The following is a 17,019-nucleotide window of genomic DNA, read 5'->3' as shown; positions in this document are numbered from 1 at the left end:
AGGCCGCGAGAATCGACGCGGGGATGACCGGAGCGAAGATGAGCGAACCCTCACTCGAAGCCGTACGCCGCGACCACGCCGGCTGGATATTCGTGCACTTGCAGGGTGAGCCCTACGACCGGGGCGAGCAGCACGGCAAATTGCTCGCCAACGAAATCCGCAACGCGATCCGCACTGCCCGCTACCTCGCGAAATGGGACACGGGCGAAGACTTCGACACCTTTATCAACGCCGCGATCCAGCAGTTCGCGCCGCGCCTCGACACCGAATTCGCCGACGAGATCCAGGGCATCGCCGACGGCGCCGGCCTCAAGTTCGCCGAAGTGCTCGCCTGGAACGGCTACATGGACTTGCTGCAGAGCTGGTGGCCGGTTCATGCGGCAGCGCAGCAGGGGCGAGGCGCGGTGCGCCCGTGGCGCGGGCGGCGCGGCCACCACTGCAGCGCCTTCATCGCCACGGGCAGCGCGACACGCGACGGCCGTATCGTCATGGCGCACAACTCGTGGGACCGCTACGCGGCCGGCGACGCCTTCAACATCGTGTTCGACATCGTGCCCGACTCGGGGCACCGCATCCTGATGCAGGGCCTGCCCGGCTGCATCTCGAGCCTCACCGACTTCTGGATCAACGGCGCTGGCCTGATGGTGACGGAGACGACCATCTCGAACTTCGTTGGCTATCGCGCGAACGGCGCCCCCGAGTTCTACCGCTCGCGTCGGGCGACGCAGTATGCGTCCAGCATTGCGCAATGGTGCGAGATGTTTGCGCAGGCGAACAATGCAGGCTATGTGAACAGTTGGCTCCTCGGCGACACCAGGACGGGCGAGATCGCGCGCTATGAACTGGGCCTGCAGCACGCGGGCTTCGAGAGCACGAAAGACGGCTTCTACAGCGGCTTCAACGCGGCCACCGACCTGAAGATCCGCAACCAGGAATGCACCGGCGAGGCCGACGACTACACCGATGTGCGCCGCAACGGCGCGCGCCGCCTGCGCTTCATGCAACTCGCGCAGGAGCACCGCGGCGCGATCGACGCCGAACTCGCCAAGGCGATGATTGCCGACCATCACGACGTCTATCTCGAGCGCAGTGACAACCCCTGCTCTCGCACGATCTGCGGGCACCTCGAACTCGACGATGCACGCTTCGGCGGCGCGGACCATGGGCCGTTCAACCCATGGGGCGCGAACGACGGCAAGGTGGCCGACAGCGAAATGGCGCGAGATCTGTCGTTCTGGGCGCGCTGGGGCCACCCCTGCGGCCGCCCGTTCGACGCCCAGGCGTTCATGCAGCGCCACCCGCAGTGGAACTGGCTCAACGGCTATATGCGCGACCGCCCGTCGTGGCCCTGGACACGCTTCGAGGCGCTGCGCCGGCCCTCGCTTTAATCCCCCGTAACGGCGACGCCCGCAAAAAAGCACGCGCGTTCGAGACGCGCCGATGCATTTCCTGCCATCATGGTATTTCCGTATGCGCCTCGCGCACATGGGCCGCTCAAACGGCGCATGTGCCTTCGCGTAGCGGCGCGCCTGGCCGCCCCGGCTGGCGCGGCCGCCTGCCCCGCCACCAACCTTGGCGGACGCGGTACGGCGCTTGCTGCGACCTGTGGGCCGCATGAGAAAGGAGGTCGAGCGATGAAAACCTCGACACTGATGACCACCGTGCTGTTGTCGGCCTCTTGCTTCGCCGCTCCGGTACGCACCGCGCAGGACTCACCGGTCGTCCAGGCCAGCGCGCACATCCCGCTTGCAAGTGGACAGTCCCACGCCTACGACGCCCCCGTGGCGCCCCCCGCCCCCAACGTGCCCGTGACCGCGAACGGGCCGCAACACTGGGAGTACCTCACGCTGCCCAAGTCGCATCGCCTGGACAAGACGCTAAGCCCGGATCTGCACGAGCAGACCTGAGCCTGACCCGCCCCCGGTTGCGATCATGCGGCGAATGAGCAGCGCCTGCGCACGCGGCGAAGGCGTGCGAGGCGGATTGTGTATGCTTGAGGCGCCGCATTAGCATTGCGCGCTGCAATGCAAACGAAGATGGAAACAACGCGCGGACAAAATCTGAACAAATTCCGCACAACGAACGAGACGACGACGCGGACCGCCAATGCCGGCCGCCCGCGCAAAGGACGCCACGCATGCCTGCCTCTCGCATTCCCGATGAACCCATCGATCTGCAATTCGCAGACGTATTGCGCGAAGTGCGCTGGCCCGCCAACAAGGACGAACTCGTGGACGCCGCGCGCGAAGCCGGCGCGAGCAACGAGGTGCTCGCCATTCTCGACGGCATGCCCGAGCAGGACTATCAGGACGTCGCGTCCGTTACGCGGCTGATCGGCAGCAACTACGGCCCTGGCCTCGGCGCCTGAAGCGCGCGCGTCGTGGGCTTGGTGCGCGCTAGGCTCACGCGCCGCGGCCGAAGACGACTCGCGCGAAAAAGGTCCCCAACACGGTTTCGACGACCGGCGGCGTGACATGCTGCGGATCGGCCGTGGCGAGAAACTGCACCCCGTCGCACAGACCGATCAGCCCAACCGCGAGCAGTTCCGGATCGAGCGGCACCGGCGTGCCCACGCGTGCCGCAAATTCCTCGATATACGCGGCCAGACTCTCGCGCTTTTCCTTCATGAAGGCATTAAAGCGCGTGCGAAAGCGCGCGTCGCGTGCGGCGAGCAACTTGGCTTCCACCCACAGCAGGAAGACCTTGTTGTCCTGGGGCATGCGGCTGTAATAGGTCAGCACGCGCGCCTCCATCTGCTCACGCGATACCTCGGTCTCGAAGATGGCACGCAAGTCGGTCTGCATCGCTTCGTGATCGCGCCGCAGCAGTTCCACGAGCAAGTCCGACTTGCCCGAAAAGTTCGAGTAGAACGCACCGCGCGTGTACCCCGCCGCGTGCGCGATGTCCTCGACGCTCGCGCCGACGAACCCTTTTTTCATGAACATGGCCAGCGCGGCGTCGAGCAGGCGCTCGCGCGTCTGATCGCGGCTTTGCTCGCGAGTGAGTCGAATGCGCTTCATGGCGTGGGGCGTCGTTATGTGTCGTGGATTGACGCGAGTCTAGCACTGAAACATTCCTCGGATTCAGTTTCGCATTCGGATACAAGGTTGTATTAGAATCCGGTTCATCATCCCAAGTCCGGGTAAGTGCGCGAGCCGCGCCGCGCCCGCGACTCAATGGCGGCGCAACCGGCCTGGCGATATTGCGGTCTGCGTGCGCACAAGGCGTGTCGAGGTCCAAGTGAATCGTTGCGGTCGTGGCGCGTCGAGCAGGATGCGCAGTGGTACCGGTAAATTCAGTGCGCCGTGGCGGCATGCCGCGAGTGTGCTTCTCGTGCTCAGCGTTGCGGCGCTGGCTGCGTGTGGCAAGCAAAAGGAAGCGCCGCCGCAGCCGCGCCCGGTCGTCTCGATGACGGTGCACCCCGACGGCCGCGGCGTGAGCCCCACCTACCCCGGCGAGATCCAGGCGCGCAACGCCACGCCGCTTTCATTTCGTGTGAACGGCAAGATCATCGAGCGCAGCGTGCGTCTTGGCGACAGCGTCAAACCCGGCCAGACGCTTGCGCGGCTCGATCCGGCTGACTTCGAGAAGAACGCAGCAAGCGCGCAGGCCCAATTCGACGCCGCGCAGCATCGCCTCGTCTTCGCGAAGCAGCAGCTCGATCGCGACACGGCCCAGTCGGCGGCCAATCTCATCGCCCGCGCGCAACTCGAACAGACGCAAGACGCCTACGCATCGGCCGCGGCCCAGCGCGACCAGGCGCAGCAGCAACTCGCACTAGCAAAGAACCAGTTGCGCTACACGCAGATCGTTGCAGACCACGCCGGCGTCATCACGGCCGAAAACGCCGATACCGGCCAGAACGTGCAGGCGGGCCAGGCCGTCTACCAGCTCGCGTGGACGGGCGACATCGACGTGGTGTGCGACCTTCCCGAGCGCGCCGTGGCCGCGTTGCACACCGGCGACACCGCGCAGGTCACGCTTGGCGCCCTGCCCGACCGCCACTACACGGCGCGCCTGCGCGAACTCGCCGCTGCGGCGGACCCGCAAAGCCGCACGTGGCGCGCGAAGCTCACCCTCGAACATGCCGATGCCGACGTGCGTCTAGGCATGACCGCCAACGTGGCGTTCGCGGCCCCGAGCGAGGCGAGCGCGAGTGCTGCGTTCACGGTGCCGGCCACCGCACTCTTCCACGACGGCGAGGCGCCCGCCATCTGGGTCGTCCACGCGCCCGACAACGTGCTGCAGTTGCGGCGCGTGAGCATCACGCGCTACGACGCGCGCACCATCACCGTGGCGGGCGGGCTGCAGGACGGCGAGCGCATCGTGCTGCAAGGCGTGCACACGGTCCACGCAGGCGAACAGGTGCGCCCGGTCGCGCCGCTGCATCCCGAGGACTTCGCGTCATGAGCCAGATGACAGGCTCGGGTCCAGGCTCCGATCATGACGAGGGCCGCTTCAACCTTTCGGCGTGGGCGCTGCGGCATCGGGCGCTCGTGACCTTTCTCGTTGCGCTGGCAACGATCTTCGGCGCACTCGCCTATACGCGGCTCGCACAGTCGGAAGACCCACCCTTCACGTTTCGCGTGATGGTGATCCAGACCTTCTGGCCCGGTGCGAGCGCACGCCAGGTCGAGGACCAGGTGACGACGCGCATCGGCCGCAAGTTGCAGGAAACGCCTTATATCGACTTTCTGCGCAGCTACTCGCGGCCCGGGGAATCGCTCGTGTTCTTCACAATGAAGGACTCCGCGCCCGTGAGCGAAGTGCGCGAGACCTGGTACCAGGTGCGCAAGAAGGTGGGCGACATTGCCTACACGCTGCCCCAAGGCGTGCAAGGGCCGTTCTTCAACGACGAGTTCGGCGACGTCTACACCAACATCTACGCGCTGGAAGGCGACGGCTTTTCGCCCGCGCAACTGCACGACTACGCGGACAAATTGCGCGAGCAACTGCTGCGCGTGCCCGATGTCGGCAAGGTCGATTATTTCGGCGATCCCCAACAGCGCATCTACATCGAGATTCCGAACACGCAGTTGACGCGCCTCGGCATATCACCCACGCAACTCGGCCAGGTGATCGGCGCGCAGAACAGCGTCTCGGCCGCAGGCACGCTCACGACCGCCGACGACCGCGTGTTCGTGCGCCCGAGCGGCCAGTACGAGGACCTCAAGGCGATCGCCGATACGCTGATCCGCGTGAACGACCGCGCGTTTCGCCTGGGCGACATCGCGACGATCCGGCGCGGCTACGACGAGCCGCTTGCCACGCAGATGCGCTTCCAGGATCAGGCGGTGCTCGGCATCGGCCTGACGATGCAGCCGGGAGGCGACGTCATTCGCCTGGGCCGCGCCCTCGATGCGCGCGTCGAGCAGTTGCGCGCGCAACTGCCTGCGGGTCTGAAACTCGTCGAGGTATCGAGCATGCCCGATGCCGTCTCGCGCTCGGTGGACGACTTCGTCGATGCCGTGGCCGAGGCCGTGGGCATCGTGCTGCTCGTGAGCCTCGTTTCGCTCGGCGTGCGCACGGGCATGGTGGTCGTCATTTCCATTCCGATCGTGCTCGCCGTCACCTCGCTCGCGATGTACCTCTTCGGCATCGGTCTGCACAAGGTTTCGCTCGGCACGCTCGTGCTCGCGCTCGGCCTGCTGGTGGACGACGCCATCATTTCCGTCGAGATGATGGCCGTGAAGCTCGCGCAGGGCTGGAACCGCACACGCGCCGCCGCGTTCGCGTACACCAGCACGGCGTTTCCGATGCTCACCGGCACGCTCGTCACCGTTTCGGGCTTCTTGCCTATCGTGCTCGCGAGGTCGAGTACCGGCGAGTACACGCGCTCGATCTTCCAGGTGTCCGCGATCGCGCTGATTGCCTCGTGGTTCGCGGCCGTGGTGCTGATTCCGCTGCTGGGCTACCGGCTGTTACCGGAGCGCAAACCCGATCCGAACGCGACAAACGCAGCCCACGACGGGGATCACGAGCACGAGATCTACGACACGCGCTTCTATCGGCGCCTGCGCGGCTGGATCGGCTGGTGCATCGAACGCCATGCCATCGTGCTCATGCTGACCATCGCGCTTTTCGTGGCCGCGCTCGCGTGCTTCAAGCTCGTGCCGCAACAGTTCTTCCCGAGTTCCGACCGGCCCGAACTGCTCGTGGACGTGCGCCTGCCCGAAAGCGCCTCGATCGATGCGACACTGCGCCAGACCAAGCGCCTCGAAGCGGCGATCAAGGGCCGCCCCGAGATCGACCATTTCATCGACTTCGTCGGCACTGGCGCGCCGCGGTTCTATCTGCCGCTCGACCAGCAGTTGCAGCAGCCCAATTTCGCACAGTTCGTGATCACGACGAAGTCGGTCGAAGACCGCGAGAAGCTCGCAAGCTGGCTCGAACCGATGCTGCGCGACAACTTCCCGGCCATCCGCACACGCCTCTCGCGCCTCGAAAACGGGCCGCCCGTAGGCTACCCCGTGCAGTTCCGCGTGAGCGGCGACGATATCCCGACCGTGCGCGACATCGCCAACAAGGTCGCAGCGACGCTGCGCGCCGATCCGCGCACCGACAACGTCAATTTCGACTGGGACGAGCCCGCGGGACGCTCGCTGCACTTCCAGATCGACCAGCAAAAGGCGCGTGCGCTCAATGTCTCGTCGCAGGACATCGCCAACTTCCTGCAGATGACCTACTCGGGCTATACCGTCACGCAGTATCGCGAGCGCGACAAGCTCATCAGCGTCGATCTGCGTTCACCCGCCGCCGAACGCGTCGATCCCGCCCGCCTGCTCACGCTCGCCATGCCCACGCCCAACGGCCCGGTGCCGCTCGGCGCGCTCGGGCATCTCGCCAACGATCTGGAGTACGGCGTGATCTGGTCGCGCGACCGGCAGCCCACAATCACCGTGCAGTCCGATGTGCGCGCGGGCGCGCAAGGCATCGACGTCACGCATGCGCTCGACCGGAAGCTGGAGTCGATCAAGCAGGCGCTGCCGCCCGGCTACCACATCGAAGTGGGCGGCTCGGTCGAGGAAAGCGCGAAGGGCCAGGCGTCCATCTTCGCGCAGTTGCCGGTGCTCGCCATTGCCGTGCTCACGCTGCTCATGATCCAGTTACAGAGCCTCACGCGCGTGCTGATGGTCGTGCTGACCGCGCCGCTCGGGCTGATCGGCGTGGTGATCGCCCTGCTCGTGTTCCGGCAGCCGTTCGGCTTCGTGGCCATGCTCGGCGTGATCGCGATGTTCGGGATCATCATGCGCAACTCGGTGATCCTCGTGGATCAGATCGAGACGGACATTCGCGCCGGGCACAAGCGCTTCGACGCCGTGGTGGGCGCAACGGTGCGCCGCTTCCGGCCGATCATGCTGACTGCCGCAGCCGCCGTGCTCGCGCTCATTCCGCTGTTGCGCTCGAACTTCTTCGGGCCGATGGCCACGGCGCTGATGGGCGGCATCACGATTGCGACCGTGCTCACGCTGTTCTTCCTGCCCGCGGCCTACGCGGCCGCGTTCCGCGTGCGCAGCAGCGAGACTGACGAGACCGGCAAGGCGCCGGAACAGGCATCATGAAGATGGCTCCTTTGACTTCGCCGTCGGGCGCGCGCAACGTGGCGCGCCCGCACGCAACACGTTCCCCGCTTGCGCTGCGTTCGCTGGCCGCATGCGTTGCGCTCGCGCTGGCAGGCTGCATGATGGGGCCTACCGGCGAGCCGCCCGCCATGCCGCAGCCTGAGCACTACGGCACCGAAGCGCAACCGGCGCAGACCGTCGCCGCCCAGGGCGTCGCCCAACAGTTCGTGACGGGCGCGGAACCGGTGCCTCAATGGTGGACGCTCTATGGCTCCGACGCGCTCGATGCGCTCGTGAGCGAGGGTCTCGCCAACAGCCCGAATCTCGCCGCCGCCGACCACAACCTGCAAGCCGCGCGCGAGCAGTTGCGCGGCCAGATCGGCAGCTCGCTCCTGCCGACCGTCGACGCCATCGGCATCGCGCAACGCCAGCAGCAACCCGCGATTCCGCAGTTCGGCATCGACCAGCTGCAATACGCGATTTTCGCGGGCCTGATCGACGTTCGCTATACCTTCGACGTGTTCGGCGCGACCCGCCTGAACAACGCGGCGCTCGCCTCGCGCGTGAACGTCCAGGCGTTCCAGTTCGAGGCCGCTCAGCGCGCGCTCGCGGCCAACATCGTGGCAAGCGCGCTCGGCGCGGCGACGCTGCATGCGCAGATCGACACGACCGAGCAACTGATTGCGCTCGCCAATGCGCAGGCCGACGACGTGCAAAAACGCTACGCGCTCGGCTCCGCCTCGCGCACGGATCTGCTGAGCGCACAGCAGAGCGCGGCCTCGCTCGCGGCGAATCTGCCGGGGCTGCGGCAGCAATGGATCGCGCAGCGCCATGCGCTGGCCGTGCTGATCGGCCGCACGCCCGACCAGGCGCCGCCGGACCTCGATCTCGCCAGCCTGACCTTGCCCGCGCAAGTGCCCATCGTCATACCTTCAGAACTCCTGAGAACCCGTCCTGACATCGAAGCCGCTGAGGCCACGCTCAAGGCTGCCGCGGCCGGCGTCGGCGCCGCGACCGCGCAGATGTACCCGAGCATCACGCTTTCGGCGGCGCTCGGCCAGGGCGGCTTCAGCTGGCCCGTCGTCACGTCGGGCGCGGGCGCGCTGTGGGCGATCGGCGCTTCGCTTTCGCAACCGATCTTTCATGGCGGCGCACTCCTCGCGCAGCGGCGCGCGGCGCTGCAGTCGTACGAAGCGGCCAACGACACGTATAAGCAAACGGTGCTCACGGCGTTCCAGGATGTCGCCGACCGTCTCGCCGCGCTCGAACACGACGCCCAGGCCCTCGACGCGGCGAGCACCTCGGCGCGCACCGCCCAGGGCGTCTACGAGGACACCAACGCGCGCTACAAGCTGGGCGCCGTGCCGTGGTACGCGGTGCGCCAAAGCGAGCAGCAATGGCGTAACGCGCGGCTCGACGAAATCCGCTATCGCGGCACGCGGCTTGCCGATACGGCCGCCCTCTTCCAGGCGATGGGCAATCCGCCGGTCAACCCGGCGACGCTCGGGAGCGGGCACGCAGCGGACACGGCCTCGGCAGCGCCAGCATCGGACGCTGCCGCCGACGCGCAGGGCAAGTAACACTCGCGGTTTTCCGTGCGGCTCGCGGTAGCATGATCGGTAGCGCGCCGTGCGATATGGCGCGACTGCTTCACGGAGACGACGCCATGCCCCGCCCTTTGCTCGACTTCTGGTTCGACCTCGCCAGCAACTACAGCTATTTGAGCGTGATGCGCATCGAAGCGCTTGCCGGGCGTGCCGGCGTGACGGTGCGCTGGCGCCCCTTCCTGCTCGGCCCCATCCTCGACGCGCTCGGCTGGGAAGGTCCGCCCTTCGTCGTGCAGAAGGAAAAAGGCGCCTATGTGTGGCAGGACATGCGTCGGCAGTGCCGCAAATACGCCCTGCCGTGGCAACAGCCCACCGAATTTCCCCGCCGCACCGTGCTCGCGACGCGCATCGCCGTGCTCGCCGCCGACGAACCGTGGCTGCCCGACTGGTGCCGCGCCGTCATGATGCGCAACTATGGCGACGACCGAGAGGTCGATTCGCCCGAAGTGGTCGTACAAATGCTCACCACGCTGGGGCTGCCGGCACAGCGACTCATCGAGGAAGCCGGCAGCGATGCGAACCGGCAGCGGCTGCGCGAGCGGACTCAGGCGGCGCGCGACCTCGGCATCTTCGGCGCGCCGACGTTTTTCGTCGGCGAGGAGATGTTCTGGGGTAACGACCGACTGGAAGACGCCATCGAAGCGGCACTCTCTACTCCGCAGAACCCCGACATTGCCTAGCCCTCTCCCCCCGCTTCCGTCGCTATTCTGTCAGGATTTTCTGGCCCTTATTTTCAAGACAGAGCTGATACACTGCGCCCTAAAGCGAGTCAGGTTTTTCTGACTTCGCCTCCAAATAACAATTCGCATTCCTACATATTTAGAAGAACCTCACCGGAGAGGGAGCCGCTTTCATCCGAACGGCCCAAGACGCAGGAAAGGCGCGCCGCACGACAACCTGGGAGATCACGACCATGGGACATCAAGTGAAACGAGGCATTTGCTTCGTACTATTAATTATTTCCAGTGCTGCTGCCCATGCCGGCCTGGACTGCGAGGGCTCGCGCGGCGGCTTCCGCTTCCAGACCGACGATAGCTGGACCGGCACCGACAAGCTCGAGCACTTCGCGGTGTCCGCGCCGTTCGGCGCGCTCGGAGGCTGGCTCACGCGCGACACGGACCACCCGGTCGTGTATGGCACGCTGATCGGCACGGTGCCGGGACTCTTGAAGGAAACGCTCGACGGGACCTGCCGCACCGACGGCTTCTCCTATAAAGACCTGTTCGCCGATGCGCTCGGCGCACTCACGGGCGCGTGGCTCGCACATTGGGCTGTCACGTATTCGCGCGGTTCGCACAGCCAAATCTTCGGACTGCGTTACGACAACGTGTTTTGACGCGCGATGCCTCATGCGGCTTGCCTGCGCACAAAGCCTTTGGCGTCAGGCAGTTAGCTTCGATATCCCAGGGTTATGAACAGGGGCTTCAACAAAAACTGTGGAAAAGTCTGCGTGAGAGTTACCCACAGATTTTGTTGGCAGCCCTGTGGAAAAGCCCTGGAAAGTTCAACCAACTCCTTGGCCCACAAGGAAATTCCGCTCAACAAACAAAACACGGCGCGCCGTTGCCGACGCGCCGTGTTTATCCTGCAGAACTCAACAAACCAGAATCAAGGTTTGTTCGTTTCGAACAGATCCATGATCTGCTTCTTCTCCGTCGTGGTGACGCTCGGTGGCGTCATCCCGGCCGGGCCCATGGTGCCGGTCGCGCCGCTCGCGTCGCTCACAGCACCCGCCGGATTCGCCGAGTCCAGACCGATGCTCGCCACGAAGCCATTACCCGGTGTCATGTCCGAGAAGTACAGTTCGTCGTTGATCGTCGTGAGGCCTTCGGGCATCACCGGTTCTTCCTGCGGCACGCCGCGCAGCGCGCGCTGCATGTACTCCACCCAGATCGGTAGCGCGAGCTGCGCGCCGAATTCGCGGCTGCCGAGGCTCTTCGGCTGGTCGTAGCCCATCCACGCCACGGCAACCAGCGTGCGCTGATAACCCGCGAACCAGCCGTCCTTGGCGTCGTTCGTCGTACCGGTCTTGCCCTGCAGATCGTTGCGATGGAGCACGTTGGTGCCCGCCCCCGTACCCGCCGTCGCCACCGAGTGCAGCAGGCTGTTCATCACGAACGCGTTGCGTGGCGAGAGCGTTTGCGGCGCATTCTGGCCCGCCACGAGCGGCTGCGCACGCAGGACAGGCTGGCCGCGCGCATCGTCGACTTCGGCGATCAGATACGGATTGATGCGATAACCGCCGTTCGCGAACACGCTGTACGCGCCCGCCGACTGCAGCGGCGTGACGAGGCCCGCGCCGAGCGCCATCGGCAGGTACGGCGGGGTCTTGTCCGCGTCGAAGCCGAAGCGCTGCGTCACGTAGTCCTGCGCGTACTTCGTGCCGATGTACGAAAGGATGCGGATCGAGACGAGGTTCTTCGACTTCTGCAGCGCGAGGCGCATCGGCATCGGGCCTTCGGGCTGGTCGTCGTCCTTGGGCTCCCACGCATCGCCGCCCGGCGTGCTGGGGGGGAAGTAGAGCGGCGCGTCGTTGATGATCGTCGCCGGTCCAAGACCCTTTTCCAGCGAAGCCGAGTAGATAAACGGTTTGAAGCTCGAGCCCGGCTGACGCCACGCCTGCGTGATGTGATTGAACTTGTTCTTGTTGAAGTCGAAGCCGCCGATCAGCGCACGGATCGCGCCGTCCTGCGGCGTGAGCGAGACGAGCGCGCCTTCCACCTGCGGCAATTGCGTGATCTGCCAGTTGCCCTTCGCGTCCTCCATCAGGCGCACGATGGAGCCCGGGCGAATGCGCAGCGCCTGCGAGGCGCGCGGCGAGAGCGCGGCCGCCACGAAGCGCAGGCCCTCGCCCGTCACCGTCACCGAAGTGCCGTCGAGTTGTTGCGCCGTCACCGACTTCGAACCCGCGTCGGTCACGACCGCCGAGACGAGGTCGCCGTTGTCCGGGTGGTCGGTAAGCGCGTCTTCGATCGCCTGCTCGCGGTCGTCGCTGTCGGCGGGCAGTTGCACGAAGCCTTCCGGTCCGCGATAGCCGTGGCGGCGCTCGTAGTCCATCACGCCCTTGCGCACGGCCGCGTAGGCGGCGTCCTGGTCGGCCGAATCGATCGTCGTCGTGACGGTGAGGCCGCGCGTATAGGTTTCGTCCTTGTACTGCGCGTACATCATCTGGCGCACCATTTCCGCGACGTATTCCGCGTGCACGTTGTACTCGGTGCCGGCCGTCTTCGTCTGCAGGGGTTCCTTCATCGCTTCGTCATACTGCGCCTGCGTGATGTAGCCGAGGTCGAGCATGCGCTTGAGGATGTACTCCTGGCGAATCTTCGCGCGGTGCGGATTGACGATCGGGTTATACGCCGACGGCGCCTTCGGCAGACCCGCGAGCATCGCGGCCTGGGCGAGCGTAATGTCCTTCAGGTCCTTGCCGAAGTACACGCGCGCCGCCGCCGAAAAACCGTAGGCACGCTGACCCAGATAAATCTGGTTCATGTACAACTCGAGAATCTGGTCCTTCGTGAGCGCGCGCTCGATCTTGTAGGCGAGCAGCATCTCGTAGACCTTACGCGTGTAGGTCTTCTCGCTCGAAAGGAAGAAGTTGCGCGCAACCTGCATCGTGATCGTGCTCGCGCCCTGCGAGGCGCCGCCGTGCATGAGGTCCGCCACGCCCGCGCGCAGGATGCCGACGAAGTCCACGCCGCCGTGCTCGTAGAACCGGTAGTCCTCGATGGCGAGCACGGCCTTCTTCTGGATGTCGGGAATATCCTGGAAACGCACGAGTTGACGACGCTCTTCGCCGAACTCGCCGATCAACACATGATCGGCGGTATAGATGCGCAATGGCACCTTGGGCTGATAGTTGGTGAGCGCGTCGAGCGACGGCAACTGCGGCTCCATCACGACGAGCGCGTAGCCCACGAGCAGCGCCCCCACGACGCAGAGCGTGCCGATCAGGCCGACGAACCAGAGCGCGAGCGTCGTGCTGATGGAGCCCCGTTTCGGGCTGCCATCGCGCGGTCCGTTGCCGCCCGACCCGCCACCCGATTCAGGCCGGCGAGGCGGCTGGCGCCCGTTGTTGAAGGAGGGTTCCCGATCTTCGTTCGGGTACTGCGGTGAAGGCGGTCGTTTGATGATAGGCATGACTGGAATGATGGGCGCGTCTCGCGCGCGCCGGCTGTGCGCAACTCGCGCGCATGGATCTCGACCACGGCGTCATGGCGCCAATGCGGCATACGACGTCGCCGGCTCAAGCCCGACGACGCGGCGCGACCGGCAACGCCCCCGTCCGGCCGCGCGGCGCGCACTACGGCACGCCACAGGCGAATACCCGCCCGTTCAGGCGCCATTCGCGAAATGTAACAGCGCATTCTAAAGAAATCGCGGGCGGCGGGTCGCGCTTTTTTTGTAAGAGTTTCTTGGGAAACACTTCCTGCCCGATTTTTTACGAGACAGGTGCTCACTTGCGCTGATCGCGGCTTTATGCGCGAAAAGTTTCGTTTCTTTTCTTGTTTCAGGCAAACAATTACACGATTTTGCTAAAACGACGGCAAATTCCTGCAGCCAGGGTTGTTCCCATCCGAGCACCTTCCGATTGTGTATCGGCGCACTCGTCTTATGATGAAAGATCTGCTACACGCCCCTGTTCGCGCCCAGGCAAGCCCGCAATCATTCTTACAAATCGCTGTGGCGCAGGCAGGAAAACCGACGTCATACGAAGCGAACCCAACGGCCCGTCGATCATGAACAAGCCTAGCGAACGCATCGTCGTCTTCGTCACGCCTGCGCAAAAGCGCGCGATCGCCGCTACTGCCGACGAACTTGGCATCAGCATTAGCGAACTCATGCGGCGCGCCGTGATCGCGTTCAGCGCCACTAGCGATCAGGTGAAAGCCGCAAGCATCGTCGACCGGTTGAACGCGCCGCGGCAGCCCGATGCGCTCGCCCAGATACTGCTAAAGGCGGCGAAGCCGCTGCGCGCGGGCCGTTCAAGCGCGATCCGGCCAACTGCCGGCGCGGCGACGGCCATCGGTGCGAACGAAGCGAACGCGCACGCGCAGCCAGATGCTGCGCACGCAGATAGCGAGGCGGCTGCCACCCTTCACAACGGCGCCACCCACAAGGAAACGCCTCGAGCGCCAGACGCTCCCCTGCCTGCCGCGCACACCGACGAACCGGACGTGAGCCATGCCGCACGCGAAATTGCCCAGGCTGTGGCCCGGCTCAGCGCCGAAGCAGCCACCACAGCGGAAAGCGCCGCGCTCGACGCGGCCGCCGCGCAATCGCGTGACGTCGAACCATTGCAGCCGGTAAGCTCAGCGCCCTTCGCACGCTCGCGGCGCGACGCAAGCGACGCGCGCGACGAAGCCCACAGCGACGACGGCGCTCCCGAAGGCGGAAAATTCGCCTGACACGGGGCGCAGTCACGGGCCGCATTCGCGCCGCCATACACCCGTGTCACAGTCGGCTTAACACCTGCTTACGCGCGCGTACGAGAGCTGTGCGTGGCCTGTTCCTTTAAGTCCCTTTTAAGACGGGCCGTGGTGTAATATCCGCGATCGATGGCGGCGCCCGGCCTCCCGCGGCGCTCCGAGCCGCGCAGCCAGGCCTCGTCCTGACGAACACACGCGTGCAAGAAAACGCCGTCAAGCTATTGCAATTGCCGCACTTGCCCCGATTTGCGCGGTGCATGGGCGCCCGGCGCAAAGCGGCGTAAGCTGGCAGATGGATCAGCCGTCGCCAGCCGGCCGGCGCGTGAGCCCGAGCCGCATGCACGCACCTCGGCCCACCATGGCCGATCTCAATTCACTGGAGGAATTCATGTCGCTTTTCGACTCCATCTCTCGCACCGTCAAGGGGCTGCTCAACGACGCGGCCGACTCGGTGCAGGATCCGTCGCGCGACGCGCGCCAGATCGTGCGTGAGCTCGACGACAGCATCGCCCGCGCGGAGAACTCGCTCGTCGAGATCCAGGCGCAGGTCGCGACACAGCAAAGCAAGCGCGACGTGGCCGCCGACAAGGCGAAGAAGTACGAAGACGGCGCGAAGCGCGCGCTGCAATCGGGCGACGAAGCGCTCGCACGCGAAGCACTCGGCGCGCAGCAAACGGCCGAAGCCGAACGCGACGCACTCGCGGGCGAACTCGCGAAGCTCGAACCGTCGGTCGATCAACTCAAGCAGCAGATCGACGACATGCGCCAGCGCCGCAACGACCTGAACGCGCGCTCGAACATCCTGCAGGCGAAGCAGCAGATCGCCCAGGCGAAGGATGTCGCGGCCACGGCACTTGGCGGCATCGGTGGCAAGAATCTCGACGGCGACTTCCAGAAACTGGAAGAGAAGGTCGCGCTTTCGAACGCACGCTCGGACGCCCGGCTGAATTCGTCGGACCAGTCGAGCGGCAAGGCGCTCGACGACAAGCTCGCGGCGCTCAACAAGGGTCCGTCGGTGGACGAGCGCCTCGAGGCGCTCAAGAAGCAGATGAACACGCCGGCACAATAAGCGCGCCGGAGTGCTGGATGCGGTGCGGCATGGGCCATGCTGCCAGCATGGTGTCAGCAGGCGCCTGATCGTGCCGCATCCCCGTATCGAATGCCATGGAGACGGGCGTCAATCCGCCCGGTCTGCAACATGAAAAAGTTTCTTGCCGCTGCCAGCATCGCTGTCGCGTCGTTCGCCTTCACGGGCGGCGTTACGTTCGCCGTGCCTGGCGTGCAGCAGATCGAATCCGCGATGTCCCAGGGCGACTGGCAACGCGCCGACTCCGGCCTGACCGAAGTCCTGCAGGCGCATCCGGACAACGCTCGCGCCCACTACCTCTACGCCCAGGTGCTCGACCGCGAAGGCCGCTACAGCGACGCGCTCACGCAGGTCCAGCAGGCGAAGTCGCTCGATCCGCAAATCCGTTTCACCCAGCCGCAGCGTTTCGCGCAGGTCGAAGCGAAGATCCGTTCTGACGCCACGCGCGCCGGCGCGGTGACGACGAGCAGTTCGAACAACCCGTTCACGCAGCAAGCAGCGGCTCCAACGCCGCAAAGGCAGGGTCCTGGTATGGGTATGTGGATTGGCATAGCTATTGTATTGGTCGGCATTGCGCTCGTGCTGCGCTGGACGTTGCGCCGCGCGAAGTCCACCGAAGACGCCAAGGCCGGCGGCGACCGCCTCGACCAGCTCAAGCGCGCCACCGAACTGCTCAACGGCGTGCGCTCGCTCAAGCTCGACGTGAAGCTCTCGACCGCGCCCGGCCACGAAGCGCTCGAAAAGGAAGTCGAAGGGCTCGAAGCGCAGTTGCGCGGCCTCGTCGAAACGCTCTCGAACAGCGCAAATCCGCGGCCGCCGTATGAGATCGAGGACCTCGAACGCCAGTTCGCGAGCCTCAAGGCGCGCGCCGAGGGCCGCCCCGATCCGAATGCACAGCCCGCTGCGCCGGACTACGGCAGCAACTCCACCTACGCGCGTGAAGCCGACGCCGCGTTCGGGCGTCAGCCGCAGTATCCGCCTGCGCCGCCGCAGCAACCGCCGCAGGTCATCGTGCAGCAAGGCGGCGGTGGCATGGGTGGCATGGGCGGACTGCTCACGGGCGTCCTGCTTGGCGAAGCACTGAACCATGGCCGTGACCGCGTAATCGAGCGCGACGTGTTCGTCGACGAGGATGGCCGCCGTGTTCAGCGCGACGGCAACGGCAATGGCGGCGGCCTCGACTTCGGCCAGGGGTCGAACAACTGGGACGACGGCTCGGGCGGCGGCGGTGTCGATATGGGCAGCAACGACAGTTCGGACGACTGGAACAACTCCTGAGCGTTTGAGGCTTCCCCAGCGCACGCCGCTCACGCAAACGACGGGCTCCTTCATGGAGC

At 65.7% G+C, this 17,019-nt stretch carries 13 protein-coding genes; 11 read left to right on the top strand and 2 right to left on the bottom strand.

Annotated features, from left to right (window positions below):
• Window positions 1-38 precede the first annotated feature (38 nt).
• The 3 genes from L0U83_RS06670 to L0U83_RS06660 all read left to right on the top strand — a co-directional run bounded on the left by L0U83_RS06670 (window position 39) and on the right by L0U83_RS06660 (window position 2,368).
• On the top strand, window positions 39-1,388 hold the full coding sequence (locus L0U83_RS06670) for a C45 family autoproteolytic acyltransferase/hydrolase (protein WP_233881485.1): 1,350 nt from the start codon (window positions 39-41) through the stop codon (window positions 1,386-1,388).
• 246 nt (window positions 1,389-1,634) lie between these two features.
• Complete coding sequence (locus L0U83_RS06665) at window positions 1,635-1,907, top strand: hypothetical protein (protein ID WP_233881484.1); 273 nt, start codon at window positions 1,635-1,637, stop codon at window positions 1,905-1,907.
• Window positions 1,908-2,137: 230 nt separating this feature from the next.
• Complete coding sequence (locus L0U83_RS06660; RefSeq protein WP_201697090.1) at window positions 2,138-2,368, top strand: DUF2795 domain-containing protein; 231 nt, start codon at window positions 2,138-2,140, stop codon at window positions 2,366-2,368.
• A gap of 34 nt (window positions 2,369-2,402) precedes the next feature.
• Here the strand turns inward: L0U83_RS06660 and L0U83_RS06655 are convergent, their stop codons facing one another.
• The gene (locus L0U83_RS06655; protein WP_233881483.1) at window positions 2,403-3,020 is read right to left on the bottom strand and encodes a TetR/AcrR family transcriptional regulator; all 618 of its coding nucleotides are present in this window, start codon (window positions 3,018-3,020) and stop codon (window positions 2,403-2,405) included.
• A gap of 253 nt (window positions 3,021-3,273) precedes the next feature.
• Between L0U83_RS06655 and L0U83_RS06650 the strand changes: the two genes are divergently transcribed.
• The 5 genes from L0U83_RS06650 (at window position 3,274) to L0U83_RS06630 (ending at window position 10,505) form a co-directional block, all read left to right on the top strand.
• Entirely contained in the window at window positions 3,274-4,410 is a 1,137-nt protein-coding gene (locus L0U83_RS06650) for an efflux RND transporter periplasmic adaptor subunit (RefSeq protein ID WP_233881482.1), read from the top strand.
• On the top strand, window positions 4,407-7,562 hold the full coding sequence (locus L0U83_RS06645; RefSeq protein ID WP_373321011.1) for an efflux RND transporter permease subunit: 3,156 nt from the start codon (window positions 4,407-4,409) through the stop codon (window positions 7,560-7,562). The genes L0U83_RS06650 and L0U83_RS06645 overlap by 4 nt, the downstream gene beginning before the upstream one ends.
• The gene (locus tag L0U83_RS06640) at window positions 7,559-9,142 is read left to right on the top strand and encodes an efflux transporter outer membrane subunit (protein ID WP_267939208.1); all 1,584 of its coding nucleotides are present in this window, start codon (window positions 7,559-7,561) and stop codon (window positions 9,140-9,142) included. The genes L0U83_RS06645 and L0U83_RS06640 overlap by 4 nt, the downstream gene beginning before the upstream one ends.
• 86 nt (window positions 9,143-9,228) lie before the next feature.
• Entirely contained in the window at window positions 9,229-9,849 is a 621-nt protein-coding gene (locus L0U83_RS06635) for a 2-hydroxychromene-2-carboxylate isomerase (RefSeq protein WP_233881481.1), read from the top strand.
• Window positions 9,850-10,082: 233 nt separating this feature from the next.
• On the top strand, window positions 10,083-10,505 hold the full coding sequence (locus tag L0U83_RS06630; RefSeq protein ID WP_233881480.1) for a YfiM family lipoprotein: 423 nt from the start codon (window positions 10,083-10,085) through the stop codon (window positions 10,503-10,505).
• Window positions 10,506-10,777: 272 nt separating this feature from the next.
• Here L0U83_RS06630 and L0U83_RS06625 read toward each other — a convergent pair whose 3' ends face one another.
• Window positions 10,778-13,306 (bottom strand): penicillin-binding protein 1A, encoded by a 2,529-nt coding sequence (locus L0U83_RS06625; RefSeq protein ID WP_233881479.1) that lies wholly within the window; start codon window positions 13,304-13,306, stop codon window positions 10,778-10,780.
• 599 nt (window positions 13,307-13,905) lie between these two features.
• Between L0U83_RS06625 and L0U83_RS06620 the strand changes: the two genes are divergently transcribed.
• The 3 genes from L0U83_RS06620 (at window position 13,906) to L0U83_RS06610 (ending at window position 16,960) form a co-directional block, all read left to right on the top strand.
• Window positions 13,906-14,574 (top strand): hypothetical protein, encoded by a 669-nt coding sequence (locus tag L0U83_RS06620; RefSeq protein WP_233881478.1) that lies wholly within the window; start codon window positions 13,906-13,908, stop codon window positions 14,572-14,574.
• Window positions 14,575-14,983: 409 nt separating this feature from the next.
• On the top strand, window positions 14,984-15,664 hold the full coding sequence (locus tag L0U83_RS06615) for a PspA/IM30 family protein (RefSeq protein WP_042265728.1): 681 nt from the start codon (window positions 14,984-14,986) through the stop codon (window positions 15,662-15,664).
• 129 nt (window positions 15,665-15,793) lie between these two features.
• Window positions 15,794-16,960 (top strand): tetratricopeptide repeat protein, encoded by a 1,167-nt coding sequence (locus tag L0U83_RS06610; protein WP_233881477.1) that lies wholly within the window; start codon window positions 15,794-15,796, stop codon window positions 16,958-16,960.
• Window positions 16,961-17,019: the final 59 nt, after the last annotated feature.

The organism is Paraburkholderia flagellata, assembly GCF_021390645.1.
GTDB classification, from domain to species: Bacteria; Pseudomonadota; Gammaproteobacteria; order Burkholderiales; family Burkholderiaceae; genus Paraburkholderia; species Paraburkholderia flagellata.
Note: the sequence above shows the minus strand (reverse complement) of the source record. Positions and strands in the feature narration are given on the sequence as shown.

Bases quoted from the DNA above. Each gene is read 5' to 3' on its own strand.
- L0U83_RS06660 (WP_201697090.1), top strand. From the start codon at position 2,138: ATGCCTGCCTCTCGCATTCCCGATGAACCCATCGATCTGCAATTCGCA.
- L0U83_RS06630 (WP_233881480.1), top strand. From the start codon at position 10,083: ATGGGACATCAAGTGAAACGAGGCATTTGCTTCGTACTATTAATTATT.
- L0U83_RS06620 (WP_233881478.1), top strand. From the start codon at position 13,906: ATGAACAAGCCTAGCGAACGCATCGTCGTCTTCGTCACGCCTGCGCAA.
- L0U83_RS06670 (WP_233881485.1), top strand. From the start codon at position 39: ATGAGCGAACCCTCACTCGAAGCCGTACGCCGCGACCACGCCGGCTGG.
- L0U83_RS06650 (WP_233881482.1), top strand. From the start codon at position 3,274: ATGCGCAGTGGTACCGGTAAATTCAGTGCGCCGTGGCGGCATGCCGCG.
- L0U83_RS06635 (WP_233881481.1), top strand. From the start codon at position 9,229: ATGCCCCGCCCTTTGCTCGACTTCTGGTTCGACCTCGCCAGCAACTAC.
- L0U83_RS06640 (WP_267939208.1), top strand. From the start codon at position 7,559: ATGAAGATGGCTCCTTTGACTTCGCCGTCGGGCGCGCGCAACGTGGCG.
- L0U83_RS06625 (WP_233881479.1), bottom strand. From the start codon at position 13,306: ATGCCTATCATCAAACGACCGCCTTCACCGCAGTACCCGAACGAAGAT.
- L0U83_RS06645 (WP_373321011.1), top strand. From the start codon at position 4,407: ATGAGCCAGATGACAGGCTCGGGTCCAGGCTCCGATCATGACGAGGGC.
- L0U83_RS06610 (WP_233881477.1), top strand. From the start codon at position 15,794: ATGAAAAAGTTTCTTGCCGCTGCCAGCATCGCTGTCGCGTCGTTCGCC.
- L0U83_RS06655 (WP_233881483.1), bottom strand. From the start codon at position 3,020: ATGAAGCGCATTCGACTCACTCGCGAGCAAAGCCGCGATCAGACGCGC.
- L0U83_RS06615 (WP_042265728.1), top strand. From the start codon at position 14,984: ATGTCGCTTTTCGACTCCATCTCTCGCACCGTCAAGGGGCTGCTCAAC.
- L0U83_RS06665 (WP_233881484.1), top strand. From the start codon at position 1,635: ATGAAAACCTCGACACTGATGACCACCGTGCTGTTGTCGGCCTCTTGC.